We start from the raw sequence: 14,924 nt of genomic DNA on the forward strand, positions 1-14,924 counted from the left end.
TAGTCCTGACTTCCCTACCCGTGCACATTGCCTACGCACAGAAGGAGGGCCGAAGGGCCTTCCGCGTTCCGTAACGAGGGATTCAGGAAGAAGTCATTGCCTGTTCCTTTATGTCACACCGCGGCCCTTACCCATGTCACACCGGGGACGAGGCCCTGGGAGGTGACCGATGTCATTGACAAGCCGATCACCGAGGGTTGTCATGAACACATGCTTCTGACCGGGCGCCGTGCGCTGCTCGACGCCGCCCGGGTCCAGGCGGCGGCGCGTCCCGGACTGCTCCTCCACGGCCCCGCCGGCATCGGCAGGTCCACGCTCCTGACGGCCCTGGCCGCCGACGCCCCGCCGGCCGGCACGGTGCTGCGCTGCGCGCCCGCCGAGGAGGACGCCCGGCTCCCCTTCGCGGCGCTCGCCGACCTGTTGGCGCCGGTCCCGGAGAGCTGCCTCGCGGCCCTGCCGACCGAACCCCTGTCGGCGCTGCGGGCGGCCCTGTTGCAGGGGCGCGAGCCGGCCGACGGCCGCGGCCTGTTCGCCGTGCGCGTCGCCGTCCTGGGCGCGCTGCGCACGCTGGCCGCGACCGGCCCCGTCCTGCTGGTCGTCGACGGCCTGCAGTGGCTCGACGAACCGACCGCCGAGGTCCTCGCCTTCGCCGTACGGCGCCTCGAAGGCCACGGGGTACGGATGCTCGCCGCCGAGCAAGTGCCGGACGGCGGACAGCCCGAGCGGCTGCGCTGCTGCCCGCCGGGCACCGTCGAACTGCCCGTGCCGCCGCTGACGGACGACGAGACCGCGGACCTCCTGCGCACCGACCTCGGCGGCGACCTGCCCCCGGCACTGCTGCGGGCGGTCCAGGACACCGCCGCCGGAAACCCCTTGTACGCACGGGAGTTGGGGCGGGCCGCCGCCCGGCACGCGTCGGCTCCCGTCGGTTTCCCCCCGGCTCCGCCCGTGCCCCCGGGACTGCGCAACCTCCTCCTGTCGGGGGCCCGTTCGCTGCCGGAGACGGTCCGGCACACCCTTCTCGTCGCGAGCGTCGCCGCCCGCCCCAGCCTCACCCTGCTGCGCGCCGCGGGGCTCCCCGACCCCGCCGCGGACCTCGCGGAGGCCGAACGGCTCGGCATCGCGGCGGCCGACGCGGAGGGGACCGTACGTTTCCGGCACCCCGTGCTGCGGGCCGCCGTGCACGCCGACGCCCCCGAGCACGGCCGGCGGCAGGCGCACGCGCTGCTGGCCCGGGCGGCGGCCGAGCCCGTGGAGCGGGCCCGCCATCTCGCGCTCGCCCACCCCTACGAGGACGAGACCACCGCCCGCACCGTGATGGCCGCGGCCGGCTCCGCCCGCCGTGCCGGACTCCCCGGCGCCGCCTTCGAACTGGCCGTTCTCGCCGCCCGCCGCACCCCCGCCGGGCTCCCGGCGGAGCGGGCCGAACGGCTGCTGGCCGCCGCCGAATACGCGTGCGACGCGGGACGGCCCGAGGAGGCGGGCGAGGCCGCGGGGGACGTCCTCGCCCGGTCGGGCTCCGCGGCGCAGCGGGTGCGGGCCCGGCTGGTCCTGCTGCGCGGCGCCGGGCAGGCCCTGGAGGGTGCCGGGGAGCTGATCGCGGAAGGCCTCCGGGACGCGGCCGGCGATCCTCGCGCCGAGGCACAGCTGCACCACTGGGCAGCCGTACGGGGGCTGCTGTGCGGGGAGTTGGCGGCGGCGGCCGGACACGCCGGGCGGGCCGCACGGCAGGCGGCCGCGGCGGGCGACACGGACACCGGGATCGGGGCGCTGGCCACCCTTGCCCGGGTGCGGTCCCTGGCCGGGGAGCCGGTCGCCGCCGACACCGCGCTGGCCGAGGCCCTCGCACTGGCCGGCGGGGCCGGCGGCGGCCCCGAGAGCCGGCGGCTGGTCCGGATGCGGGCGATCCTGGCCCTGGACTCCGACCGGGTCACCGAGGCCCGCGACCAGGTCGTCCGGCTGCTCGCGGCGATCGGCGAGTCGGCCGGGGCCGAGGAGGTCCTGGCGACCGAGGTGGCGCTGACCCGTATCCAGGTCCGGGCCGGGCACTGCCGCGAGGCGCTGCACACCGCGGCCCGCTGCTCCCGGGTGATGGACCGGGCGGCTCCGGCGCTGTACGCCCGGGCACTGGCCGCGACCGCGGGCGGCACCGCCGACGAGGCCCGGACGCTGGCCGCGCAGGCGGTACACGCCTCGGAGGCCGACGGCGACCGGCTGTTCCTGCTGCGCGCACTCGCGGTGCTCGGGCAGGCCGAGCTGCTCGGCGGCGATCCGCGCGGGGCGGCGGCCGCGGTCGAGGCGCTGCAACGCGTCAAGGAGCTCGGCGAGGCCATGTGCGCCGCCGACCCGCCCCTGCTGCACTGGTACGGCGACCTCGCCGAGGCCCTGGTCGTGCTGGGTGAGACCGGTGCGGCCGGAGACGTTCTCCGCGACGCCCGGGCACGTGTGCCGGACGGCGCGCCCGGCAGCGTACTGGCGGCGCTGGAGCGGGCGGAGGGCCTGCGGGAGGCGGGGCTCGGCCGGGCGAAGGAGGGGGCGGTACGGCTGCGCACCGCCGTCGACCGGCTGCGCCTGCTCCCGCTGCCCATGGAGCTGGTACGCACCCTGATCGCACTCGGCGCGGTCGAGCGGCGGGCCCGCCGGCGGAACGCGGCACGTGAGGCGCTCGCCGAGGCCCTGGAGACGGCGACCCGGATCGGCGCGGCTCCGCTCGCGGCCCGGGCCGGGGAGGAACTGGCCCGGCTGGACGCCGGGGAGCGCGGCGGCGAGGCGGGCGGGCCAGAACTCACGCCCACGGAGGCCCGGATCGCCGAACTCGTCGGCGGCGGGGCGACCAACAGGGAGGTCGCCGCCGAGCTGTTCATCAGCGTCAAGACGGTGGAAGGGGCCCTGTCCCGGGTCTACCGCAAGTTCGGTGTCCGCTCGCGCACCGCGCTGGCCCATGCGATGGCGGTCGCGGTCATCGCGTCCGGAGCGGCCGTGACCGCGGGCGACGACGACCGACCGGGGCCCGTCGCCCAGGTGGTGACGTCGAGTCAGCCGTCCCGGGCCCGTCTGCCCCGCCCCCTCGACACACGCCGTTGATGTGCCCTCCACAGTGACATCCGCAGTTAACACATGACGCAAGGGTTCCCCCGCTTACGGGGGTGGGGCCGGAGTTCCTACGGTGATCCCGTTCCGCTTGCGGGACACACTCCCCACCCCCCACTTTCCGGAGGACTTCAGTGAAGTCACGCCTGAAACTGCTCGGTCTGGTCGCCGCGCCGGCCCTGGTCGCGGCGGTCGTCCCCGCCGCCTACGCGGCCGACGCCCCGCACACGGCCCGCGCCGCCGTCGCCGGAGACGTCCTGCCCGGTCTGAAGCACAACGCGTCCCGCACCGGCGAAGTGGCCTCCGGCAAGCGGATATCGGTGGCGATCAGCCTGACCCCCAGAGGCGGCTCGGCTCTCGACACCTTCATCGCCAAGGTCAGCGACCCGCACTCGGCCTCCTACGGCCACTACCTGACGAAGGGGCAGTTCGCGGCCCGCTTCGGCCGGACCGACGCCGAGGTCAAGCAGCTCAAGGACTACCTGCGTTCGCAGGGCGTCACCGTCGGCAAGGTGCACTCGGGCAACCTGCTGGTCGACGCCAGCGGCACCGCCGCCCAGCTGCAGAAGGCCTTCGGCACCCAGCTGTCGACCTGGAAGGACGCCGAGTCGGGCCGCTCCTTCTACGCCAACGACAGCGCGCCGACGCTGCCGTCCTCCCTCGCCGCCATCGTCAGCGACGTGGCGGGCCTCAACAACCGTGTCCAGCTGCACCACCAGGCGACCCCGCACACCGTCGTCCCCCACAACGGCCCCGGCGGCGGCTACACCCCGGCCCAGCTCAAGGGCGGCTACAACGTCTCCGGCACGTACACCGGCAGCGGCCAGAAGATCGCGCTGCTGGAGTTCGACGGCTACCAGCAGTCCAACATCACCAAGTACGACACCAACTACAGCCTCGGCTCGCCCACCCCGACCGTGTCCAAGGTGGACGGCGGCTCCGGCGCGCTCGGTGACGGCCAGGTCGAGGTCGAGCTGGACATCGAGGTCCTGCACGCGATCGCCCCGAAGGCGAACGTCACGGTGTTCGAGGGTCCCAACTCCGACGCCGGTGAGGTCGACACCTACCAGGCGATCGTGGACAGCGGCATCCCGACCACCTCGATCAGCTGGGGTGCGGCGGAGAGCGCCCGCACCACGTCCAACATCAACGCGGTGGACGCCGTCTTCAAGGCGGGCGCCGCCGAGGGCCTCGGCTTCTACGCGGCCTCCGGCGACGACGGCTCCGACGACGCGGGCGACGGCGGCACCTCCGTCGACTACCCGGCCAGCGACCCGTACGTCACGGGCGTCGGCGGCACCAAGCTGACGGTCACCTCCGCCAACGCGTGGAGCAAGGAGGTGGCCTGGTCCGGCGGCGGTGGCGGCAAGTCCACCGTCTTCAAGATCCCGAGCTGGCAGACCGCGGTCCAGAAGAGCGCCGGCGGCGGCTACCGGCAGGTCCCGGACGTCTCGGCGCACGCCAACCCCAGCCCCGGCGTCTCCATCTACTCCCAGGGCTCGTGGTCCTCGGTCGGCGGCACCAGCGCCGCGGCCCCCGAGTGGGCGGCGTTCGCGGCCCTGTACAACCAGCAGGCCGCGGCGGCCGGCAAGGCCAACCTCGGCTTCGCCAACCCCTCGCTCTACTCGGCGAGCGGCACCGGCTTCCACGACATCACCAGCGGCAGCAACGGCGCCTACTCCGCGGCCACCGGCTGGGACTTCACCACCGGCTGGGGCTCGTACAACGCCGCCACCCTGGCGACGAAGCTCCTCGGCTGACCGCACGGCCACAAAGGCCGGCGCGGACCGGGACGACTCCCGGTCCGCGCCGGCCCGGTCACGCGTGCGGGCCCCGAGACGGCAATCCTCCGGGTGCGGCCCGGTGGGGGCTGGTCGCGCAGTTCCCCGCGCCCCTTTCGGAGGCGCGGGGAACTGCGCGAGCAACCACGACGCGCCCGCGCCCGCGCCCGGAACTCAACGGCGTCAGCAGCGTGCCGTGCTTCGGGACACCGTCACCTGACGTCGACGAAGTCCCCGGCTGCCGTGGCCGGGCCGGTGGTGGCCGTGCCGGTGAAGACGTAGCGGAAGTAGCCGTCCGCCGTGGCCCTGGTGGTCGTCCTCAGGGCGCCGCCGCTGCCGGTCGTGACGGTCCTGAGGGTGGTGTAGGTGCTGCTGCCCTTCCTGCGGAACTGCAGCTTCACGGACTGGCCCCGGTAGCCGGTGTAGCTGCCGCTCCCCCAGTCGGCGCGGGTCAGTCTGCCGGTGACCGTGACGGTCCTGCCCTTCTTCACCGGCTCGGGCGAGGCGTTGACCGTCACCACGGCGTACCGCTTGATCTTCGCCGTGCCCGCGGCATCGATCTCCGTCGAGTCGTCGGTGGTGTCCTGCGCCCCGGCGAGCACGTTCCAGGTGCCGGCCACGCCGTTGTGGTCGAGGTCCCGCGCGGCATCCACCCCGAAGCTCGTCCTGCAAGTGGCGGTGGTGGGGTCCGCCGACGACACGGTGCAGGTGCCCGTCGGCGGGTAGTGCGGCAGTACGCCGTCGGCGTCGTCGGTGTTGGGGCCGTGCCACAGGTAGGCCCAGGACGCGGCGACCCCGTCCGGGTCCGTCGCCGTCCACGTGATGGTGACGGTCTTCCTGGTGGTCAGGCCGAGCACGATGTCCTTGCCGCCGTTGACGACGACGTTCGTGAACGTCGCGTCTTCGGAAGCGGTCCGGTCGGCCGCCTGAGCGGCCGCCGGAACCACCGACGCGGCAAGGGCGAGGGCAAGGGATACGGCCGCTACGGCCGGGCGGGTGCGCATGGGGTCCCCCTTCGGGATCTTCGGGATCTTCGGGATCGTCGGGCCCGCCGTCTCCCCACGGCGAAGCTGATGATGTGTCACACCGGCTAGACCCGTGGCGACCGGTCGTGGTTGCCCCGCAGTCCCGCCCGGGTTCGGAGATCTCCGTCAGGATCTGCGCAGGACCCGGTTGACTCCCGCCGCGGCCGTGGTCGCGAGGATCCACCCCGCGCTGACCAGGACGACCACCACCCACTGCATGGCGCCGTGTGCGCTGAACGCGCGGTCCTGCCCGAAGTCGACCACCGGAAGCAGCAGATCGAGGGTGTACACGGCCGGCTGGAAGTCCGGTGGCACACCTTCTCCGTCGGGCGTGGGCGGCCAGGTCGCGAACAGCGCGGTGCCGACGGTGAAGAAGAGGGCGAGCAGCAGCACCGCGCGCAGCGGCCGGTACCCGTAGCCGACGGTGAGGTCCTGCAGGAGGCTCCAGATCCGGGCCGGCCAGGGCAGAGTGGTGCGCATCCGGCGCTGTTTGGCCAGCAGGACGACGCGTGCGTCGGAGTCCCGTCCGTGGCGCTGGTAGTTGGCGGCCAGTTGCTCGTAGGGCTGTGGTGCGAAGCCTGACGGGTCACGGTCCAGCCAGGTCAGCCGCTCCTGGCCGGGCAGCGCGGGCTGGGTGCTGTCGTAGGCGAAACCCTCCAGGACCAGCGAGCGGGGCCAGCCCGCCGGGTCGTCCCGCAGCACGCCGATCCGCGTGTGGCTCAGGTCGACGATGCCGAGCGGTGCCTCACGGGGCTTCAGCATCAGCTCGGCGGCGGCGGACCGCCGGCACACCAGTGCGCGCTCCCCCGCCGGGACGTCCAGCGCGGCGCCTTGGAAACAGAGCTTGGCCCGTACGGTGACGCTGCTCAGCGAGATCCGGCCATGCGCCGTCAGACCGTCGCAGCAGTTGAACTCCGCCCCCACCTCTATACCGTTCGCCCGCAGGGCGGCGGCCCCGGCGAAGCCGCTCAGCTCCGCGCCCTCGAAAAGGACCGATCCGCCGACCCGGGCATCGCAGAGGTTCACCGTGCCCCCGGCGACGAAACCGCTGCGGCAGTTGAGGTCACCGCCGACGTGCAGGCGTTTGGCGTTGAGCGCGGTGCCGGCCGGATGGTGCAGCCTGGCCCGCTTCAGCACGACGGTGCCGCGCACCGTGGTGTCCCTGAGATCGAGGCACCCCCGCACGACAAGCCCTGTGCCGGCCTGTATGTCGCCTCCGACCGAGGCGCACATCAACTGCAGGGCGGGTTCGCCGCGTCGCTCGCCGGTGCCGGTGAGGGTGCTGTTCTCCAGGTGCAGCGAGCCGCCGATCGAGGCTCCGTAGAGGTTGATCCCGCCGTCGCTGGTGAATCCCCGGTCGAGATACAGACCGCCGCCCACGGTCAGTTCGGGAGCCTGGAGGTAGGCCCGGTCGCCCTGGATCCTGGCACCGCGGAAGCCGAGGGTGTCCTGTATCCGGGAGCTGTTGAGGTGGACCGGCCCGGTGCAGACCAGGTCGGCCGCCGAGAGGTGTTCCTCGACCGCGAGCGACTCCGCGTCGACGGCCGCGCCGCCGTCGTGCGCGGTCACCGTCGAGCCGTCGAGCAGCAGATGGGTACCGACGCTCAGCGACCGGAGGTTCAGGGTGCCGTCGAGCGCGCACCCCACGATCTCGCACCCCTGGCCCACCCGCGCGCCCGCCGCGCTCAGCCCCGGCAGGGCGCAGTCCTTCAGTTGCAGCACACCGAACTGGCCGCCGTCGAAGCAGGGCGCCTCGTCGAAGCGGCAGGACTCCAGCCGTATCGCGCCCTGGACAACCGCCTCGGCCAGATCCAGCGTGCCGGTGACACGGGCGCCGCGGAGCCGGAGCCGGGCCAGGCTTCCCGGCACCGGTCGGGGCGCGGCGAGGAGCAGCCATCTCAGCGCCTCGGCACGGATCACCGGGGCGTCCTCGCACCACTCGCCGCGCCGGTACGCCTCCCACAACCGCCGCTCGTGGGCATCCCAGTCGTGCGGCGGGCCGTCGTCCGACACCCTGTGGTCCCCCTCATGAACGCGGCGGCGAAGCACGGCGTTGCTACCCGGTCGGCGGGGAGATCACGCGTGGGAACCTCTGTGACCTTTGAGGGGGAGTGGGGCGGGCGGGCCGGCCGCGACGGCCGGTGCCGGTGTCGGTGCCGGTGTCGTGGGGCGGCGTCGGTAGACCAGGTAGGGGCGGACCAGGTAGCCGACCGGGACGCTCCACACATGGACGAGCCGGGTGAACGGCCAGGCGGCGAAGAGGAGGCAGGCGGTGAGGGCGTGCAGCTGGAACAGCAGCGGGGCGCCGCTGATCGCCTCGGGCTGCGGCCGGAAGGTGAAGACGCCACGGAACCAGACGGAGACGGTCGCGCGGTAGTCGTAGCCGCCGCCGAACACGTTGTGTGCCGCGGTGGCGCTGATGCCGAGCAGGACGGTGGCGGACAGCAGCGGGAAGAGGACCTTGTCGCTGCGGTCGGTGGTGAGGCGGATCCGGCGGGCCAGCAGTCGGCGGGCGCACAGCATGCCGAGCCCCGTGACCATGGTGACGCCCGCCACCGACCCCGCCCACACGGCGGTCGCGTGGTAGGCGTGCTCGCTGATCCCGGCGGCCTCGGTCCACGAGGCGGGCACGGCCAGGCCGACGACATGGCCGGCGATCACCATGAAGGCGCCCAGGTGGAACAGCGGGCTGCCCCAGCGCAGCCAGCGGTGTTCGAGGAGCTGGCTGGTGTGGGTGGTCCAGCCGAACTGGTCGTGCCGATAGCGCCAGACGTGCCCGACCACGAACACGGCGAGACAGCTGTAGGGGAAGGCGACCCATAGGAGCAGATCGTTCATCGCGGGCCCTCCGTGCGGGCGTGCGGAGCGGGTGACTGCGGCGGTACGAAGGCGTCCGGCGGGGCGAACTCGCCGTTCCCGTAGGCGGGGTGGACGCCGTACGGGTCCAGGCCGACGTCCTCGTTCGGCGGGCCCTCGGCGACCAGCCGGACCACCGCCGCGCGGTCCGCCTCGGTGGGCGGGGGCAGCAGGGTGAGCAGCGCGGCGAGGACGTGCCGGTAGGGGGAGCCGGCGTCGGTGAGGGCGTGGTGGATGAGGACCAGCCCGCGCCGGTGGCGGCGCAGTGGTGCCTCGCCCACGCCGGGACCCGCGAGGGCGGCGAACTCCAGGACGGTCGGCAGGTGGTCGGGGAGTTCACCGCCGTCGACGTCCCAACCCGAGGCTTTGTAGCTCTGGTTGAGGGTGAGCAGGGCCATGCCCCGGCGGCGGGTGTCGCCGTGCAGGTAGTAGGTGAGGTAGAGGCTGCTCTTGCGGCGCAGGTCGAACATCTCGACGTAGTGGCGTGCGAGCGCGTCGGGTTCCTCGGCCGTGAACCACTCGATGAAGGCGCCCAGTCCGTCGGTGGCCGGGGACTTCGGCAGCGCGCCGACCGCCTGTGCCAACAGCGGTCTGCCGTCGGTCAGTTCGGCGTCCGGGTACTGCAGGAGCAGGGAGAGCAGGCGCAGCAGCAGCGCACGGCGCTCGGCTTCCTCGGGGGCGGGGGTACGGCGCCGGGTGGCGGCCCGGACCCGGGTGCGGACGATCGCCGGGATGGTGGCGGGAAGAGGGCTCATGCTCGGCCTCCGTCGGATGCGCGGCGCAGGGTGGGCATGCCGAGCAGGACCCGGCGTTCGGACGGTTCGGCGGAGTCCACCGGGCAGCGGCTCTCGATCGCCGAGAGCGCGGCCGCGTCCTCCTTGTGCGCGGCCGGGACGACGTACCGGTCGGCGTACTTGGCGACGGCGAGCAGCCGGTGCAGGTCCTGCGCGTCGCGCGGGGCGAGGCCCACCGCCTCCAGGGCGGCCTCGTCGCCGGGCTCGCCGAGGGTGCGGGCGCGCATGTAGGAGCGCAGGGCGGTGAGTTTCATCAGCACCCCGGCGACGACGTCCGGGTCCCCCGCGGTGAACAGCTGGGCCAGGTACTCCAGCGGGATGCGCAGCCGGGTGACGGCAGCGAAGACGTGGTCGGGGTCGTCCTGGTTGCCGCCCGCCGCGTCGACGGCGTCGAGGACCGGGGAGAGCGGCGGGACGTACCAGACCATGGGCAGGGTGCGGTACTCCGGGTGCAGCGGCAGGGCCACCTTGTACCGCATGACCAGGTCGTACACCGGGGAGCGGCGGGCGGCGTCCAGCCAGTCCTCCGGGATCCCGGACTCCCGTGCGGCGGCGCGGACCTCGGGGTCGTGCGGGTCGAGGAAGACGCCCCGCTGGGCTTCCAGCAGGTCCTGCTCGTCGGGGGTGGCCGCGGCCTCGCCGACACGGTCGGCGTCGTACAGCAGGAGTCCGAGGTAGCGCAGGCGCCCGACGCAGGTCTCGGAGCAGACGGTGGGCTGGCCGGCCTCGATGCGCGGGAAGCAGAAGGTGCACTTCTCGGCCTTGCCGGTGGCGTGGTTGACGTACACCTTCTTGTACGGGCAAGCCGTCACGCACATCCGCCAGCCCCGGCAGCGGTCCTGGTCGACCAGGACGATGCCGTCCTCGACCCGCTTGTACAGGGCGCCCGACGGACACGCCGACACACAGGCCGGGTTGAGGCAGTGCTCGCACAGGCGGGGCAGGTGGAAGAGGAAGGTCTGCTCGAACTCGAACCTCACCTTCTCGGCCCATGCGCCGGTGAGGTTGGGGTCGCCGCCCGCGTGCTCGGGGGCGCCGCCGAGACCGTCCTCCCAGTTGGCGCCCCAGGTGATGGTGGTGGGCTGCCCGGTGAGGACCGAGCGGGGCCGGGCGACCGGGAGGTCCGGTCCGGCCGGGGCGCTGACCAGGTTGTCGTAGTCGTAGGTGACCGGCTCGTAGTAGTCCTCGATGGCCGGCAGGTCGGGGTTGGAGAAGAGGGAGAGCAGGCGCTTCACGCGGCCGCCCGAGCGCAGGACCAGGCGGCCCCGCTTGTCGAGCGTCCAGCCGCCCTTCCAGTGCTCCTGGTCCTCGTAGCGGCGCGGGTAGCCGACGCCGGGCTTGGTCTCGACGTTGTTGAACCAGGCGTACTCGACGCCGGTGCGGTTGGTCCAGGTCTGTTTGCAGGTGACCGAGCAGGTGTGGCAGCCGATGCACTTGTCGAGGTTCATCACCATCGCCACCTGTGCCATGACCCGTCCGATAGTGGCTTCGCCACGGGGCATCTCAGTACTCCACTTCCTGGCTGCGGCGGCGGATGACGGTGACCTCGTCGCGTTGGTTGCCGGTCGGGCCGTAGTAGTTGAAGGCGTAGGTGAACTGGGCATAGCCGCCCGCGAGATGGGTGGGCTTGACCAGCAGCCGGGTCAGGGAGTTGTGGATGCCGCCGCGCCTGCCGCTGACCTCGGTCTTCGGGACGTTCACGGTGCGGTCCTTGGCGTGGTACATGTACACCGTGCCCTCGGGCATCCGGTGGGTGACCACGGCGCGGGCGGCGACGACGCCGTTGCGGTTGTACGCCTCGATCCACTCGTTGTCCTTCACGCCGATCTTCTCCGCGTCGGCGGTGGACATCCAGATCACCGGGCCGCCGCGGGAGAGGGCGAGCATGTAGGCGTTGTCCTGGTACTCGGAGTGGATGGACCACTTGGAGTGCGGGGTGAGATAGCGGACGGTGACCTCGGCCCGGCCGTCCTCGTGCAGCCGCTCGTCGCCGTAGTGCCGGGGGGCGTTCAACGGCGGCCGGTAGACGGGGAGTTGCTCGCCGAGCTCGGCGATCCAGTCGTGCTGGACGAAGAAGTGCTGGCGGCCGGTGAGGGTGTGCCAGGGCTTCTTGTGCTCGACGTTGATGACGAACGGGGAGTAGCGGCGGCCGCCGGTCTCCGAGCCCGACCACTCGTACGACGTCAGCACCGCGCGCGGCTGGGTGCGGGTGTCGGCGAAGGTGATGCGGTCGGCCTCGCGTTCGGTGGAGAGCGAGGCGAGTTCGGTGCCGGTGCGCCCCTCCAGCTCCCGGAAACCCTCGGTGGCCAGGCGGCCGTTGGTGGTTCCGGAGAGAGCCAGGATCGCCTCGCACATATGGGTGGCGGTGGCCAGCGAGGGCCGTCCGGCGGCGATGCCCTCGCGGACCGTGCCGCAGCGCCGGCGGAGGTCGTCGATCTCGGGGCCGACCTGGACGGTGACGCCCTTGGTGGTGGTGCCGAGCCGGTCCAGGAGCGGGCCGACCGCGCGGATCTTCTCGGCCACGGCCGCGTAGTCCCGCTCGATGGTGACGAGCTTCGGCATGGTGTGCCCGGGGACCGGTTCGCACTCCCCCGCCTTCCAGTCCCTCACGACCCCGCCGGGCTGGGCGAGTTCGTCGGGGGTGTCGTGCAGCAGCGGCACGGCGAGGACGTCGGTGCGGGTGCCCAGGTGCTCGGCGGCGAGTTCGCTGAACCGGTCGGCGACGGTGAGGAAGGTGTCGTAGTCGGTGCGGGCCTGCCAGGGCGGCGGGATGGCCGGGGTGAAGGCGTGCACGAAGGGGTGCATGTCGGTGCTGGACAGGTCGTCCTTCTCGTACCAGGTGGCGGCGGGCAGCACGACGTCGGCGAGCAGGCCGGTGGAGGTCATCCGGAAGTCCATGGCGACCAGCAGGTCGAGCTTGCCCTCGGGGGCCTCCTCCCGCCACACCACGTCCTTGGGGCGGCCCTCGGGAGGTGTCTCCTGGCTGCGCACCGCGCTGTCGGTGCCGAGCAGGTGGCGCAGGAAGTACTCGTTGCCCTTGCCGGAGGAGCCGAGCAGGTTCGCCCGCCAGACGGTCAGCACCCGGGGGAAGTTCGCCGGGTCGTCGGGGTCCTCGGCGGCGAACTTCAGCCGCCCTGACTTCAGTTCGTCCACGATGTGCTCGGCGACCGGGCGGCCCGCGGCCACCGCCTCGTCGGTCAGGTCGAGCGGGTTGCGGTTGAAGCCGGGGTGGCCGGGCGTCCAGCCGAGGCGGACCGCCTGGGCGAGACAGTCGGCGGTCGCCTTGCCCGTGAACCGGCCCTCGCCCAGCGGGGACGCCAGTTCGTCGGGTCCGAAGGCCTCGTAGCGCCACTGGTCGGTGTTCAGGTACCAGTACGAGGTACCGGCCATGTGCCGGGTGGGCCGCTGCCAGTCGAAGGCGAACGCCAGGTGCTGCAGGCCGGTGAGCGGGCGGATCTTCTCCTGGCCGACGTAGTGCGCCCAGCCGCCGCCGTTCACGCCCTGGCAGCCGGTCATGGTCACCAGGGCCAGGAACGCGCGGTACATGGTGTCCGAGTGGAACCAGTGGTTGGTGCCGGCGCCGAGGGCGATCATCGAACGGCCCTGGGTGCGCTCGGCGTTGCGGGCGAACTCGCGGGCGATGCGGGCCGCCTGCTCGGCCGGGACCGAGGTGATGGTCTCCTGCCAGGCCGGGGTGCAGGGCTGGGAGGCGTCCTCGTAGGAGTCGGGCCAGCTGCCCGGCAGGCCGGGGCGGTGGACGCCGTACTGGGCGAGCATCAGGTCGAAGACGGTGGTGACCAGACGGCCGCCGATCCTGCGCACCGGGACGCCTCTGACCATGGTCGTACCGCCCTTGGTGGCGCCCTCGTCGAACCTGGGCAGGGCGATCTCCACGGTGTCCTCGGCCCGGTCGAGGAGGCTCAACTCGGGCTCGATGTCACCGAGTTCGAGGTTCCAGCGGCCCCGCCCGGCCTCTCCCCACCGGAAACCGAGCGAGCCGCCGGGGACCACCGGTTCACCGGTGGCCCGGTCGAGGAGGACGGTCTTGAAGGCGGCATGCTCCTCGCCGTCCCGGCCCAGGTCGGCGGCGGTGAGGAAGCCGTCGGGGACCAGGCCGTGGTCGCCGTGCTCGCGCAGGGCCACCAGGAACGGGGCGTCCGTGTACGTCTTCAAGTAGTCCCGGAAATAGGGCACTTCGCGGTCAACCAGGAACTCGCGCAGGATCACGTGGCCCATGGCCATGGCCAGCGCGCCATCGGTGCCCGGGTGCGGGGCGAGCCATTCGTCGGCGTGCTTGACGTTGTCGGCGTAGTCGGGGCTGACGGCGACGACCTTGGTGCCGTTGTAGCGGGTCTCGGTCAGGAAGTGGGCGTCGGGGGTGCGGGTGACGGGGATGTTGGAGCCCCACATGACCAGGTAGCCGGCGTTCCACCAGTCGGCGGCCTCGGGGACGTCGGTCTGGTCGCCGAAGACCTGCGGGGAGGCGACGGGAAGGTCGGCGTACCAGTCGTAGAAGGAGAGCAGGGTGCCGCCGATCAGCGACAGGAAGCGGGCGCCGGAGGCGAAGGACGCCATCGACATCGCCGGGATCGGCGAGAAGCCGGCGACGCGGTCGGGGCCGTACTCCTTGATGGTGTGCACATGGGCGGCGGCGACCAGCTCGGACACCTCGTCCCAGTCGGCGCGCACCAGGCCGCCCTTGCCCCGGGCCCGCTTGTAGGCACGGGCCTTCGCGGGGTCGCCGGTGATCTCCGCCCAGGCGGCGACCGGGTCGCCGAGCCGCCGGCGCGCCTCGCGCCACAGCTTCAGCAACTCGCCCCGCACATAGGGGTAGCGGACCCGGCTGGGCGAGTAGGTGTACCAGGAGAAGGACGCCCCGCGGGGGCAGCCGCGCGGCTCGTACTCGGGGCAGTCGGCGCCGATCGACGGGTAGTCGGTGGCCTGGTGCTCCCAGGTGATGATGCCGTCCTTGACGTACACCATCCAGGAGCAGGATCCGGTGCAGTTGACCCCGTGTGTGGAGCGCACCACCTTGTCGTGCGCCCAGCGGTCCCGGTAGAAGCCCTCCCAGCGAGGGTCGCCGGTGCCGAACACCGCACGCCCGTCGGCCGACACCTCACGGCGCGTCAGCAGCCGGCGCGCGGCCAGTGGCCAGCCCTCGGCGGCGCGCGGCCGCCCCTGACGTGCGCTCTGCTCGTTCTCCATGACCGGGAACGCTAGGCGCGGCGTCGTGTCCCCCGCCGTGGGCCGAACGGCCCTGGCCGCGGCCCGGTCGGTCCCGGTCCGGAGCGGGGCGCCGGGACCTAGGTCCCCGACCTCGGTGCCGAAGGTCCCTCACCACCACCGGCTGCCCGAAGTGCCCGCAAATGCCGGAATTT

The 14,924-nt window shown here is 72.9% G+C and carries 8 protein-coding genes; 2 read left to right on the plus strand and 6 right to left on the minus strand.

The window, feature by feature from the left end:
- The first annotated feature begins 210 nt into the window (after positions 1-210).
- Together ACIRR9_RS12310 and ACIRR9_RS12315 are read left to right on the plus strand one after the other, a co-directional pair.
- Positions 211-3,084, plus strand: coding sequence for an AAA family ATPase (locus ACIRR9_RS12310; protein WP_403750370.1), 2,874 nt, complete (start codon positions 211-213; stop codon positions 3,082-3,084).
- Between the two features lie 140 nt (positions 3,085-3,224).
- On the plus strand, positions 3,225-4,850 hold the full coding sequence (locus ACIRR9_RS12315) for a protease pro-enzyme activation domain-containing protein (RefSeq protein WP_403750372.1): 1,626 nt from the start codon (positions 3,225-3,227) through the stop codon (positions 4,848-4,850).
- Between the two features lie 233 nt (positions 4,851-5,083).
- Here the strand turns inward: ACIRR9_RS12315 and ACIRR9_RS12320 are convergent, their stop codons facing one another.
- From ACIRR9_RS12320 to ACIRR9_RS12345, 6 genes are all read right to left on the minus strand, one after another.
- Positions 5,084-5,875, minus strand: a complete 792-nt coding sequence (locus tag ACIRR9_RS12320) for a hypothetical protein (protein WP_403750374.1) — start codon at positions 5,873-5,875, stop codon at positions 5,084-5,086.
- A gap of 147 nt (positions 5,876-6,022) precedes the next feature.
- On the minus strand, positions 6,023-7,909 hold the full coding sequence (locus ACIRR9_RS12325; protein ID WP_403750376.1) for a hypothetical protein: 1,887 nt from the start codon (positions 7,907-7,909) through the stop codon (positions 6,023-6,025).
- 63 nt (positions 7,910-7,972) lie between these two features.
- Positions 7,973-8,734, minus strand: a complete 762-nt coding sequence (narI, locus tag ACIRR9_RS12330; RefSeq protein ID WP_403750379.1) for a respiratory nitrate reductase subunit gamma — start codon at positions 8,732-8,734, stop codon at positions 7,973-7,975.
- On the minus strand, positions 8,731-9,507 hold the full coding sequence (gene narJ / locus ACIRR9_RS12335) for a nitrate reductase molybdenum cofactor assembly chaperone (RefSeq protein WP_403750382.1): 777 nt from the start codon (positions 9,505-9,507) through the stop codon (positions 8,731-8,733). The genes narI and narJ overlap by 4 nt, the downstream gene beginning before the upstream one ends.
- Positions 9,504-11,048, minus strand: a complete 1,545-nt coding sequence (gene narH, locus ACIRR9_RS12340) for a nitrate reductase subunit beta (RefSeq protein ID WP_403750385.1) — start codon at positions 11,046-11,048, stop codon at positions 9,504-9,506. The genes narJ and narH overlap by 4 nt, the downstream gene beginning before the upstream one ends.
- Position 11,049: 1 nt before the next feature.
- Positions 11,050-14,751, minus strand: a complete 3,702-nt coding sequence (locus tag ACIRR9_RS12345; RefSeq protein WP_403750387.1) for a nitrate reductase subunit alpha — start codon at positions 14,749-14,751, stop codon at positions 11,050-11,052.
- Positions 14,752-14,924: the final 173 nt, after the last annotated feature.

The organism is Streptomyces sp. NPDC101234, assembly GCF_044767525.1.
Classification (GTDB): Bacteria; Actinomycetota; Actinomycetes; order Streptomycetales; family Streptomycetaceae; genus Streptomyces; species Streptomyces sasae.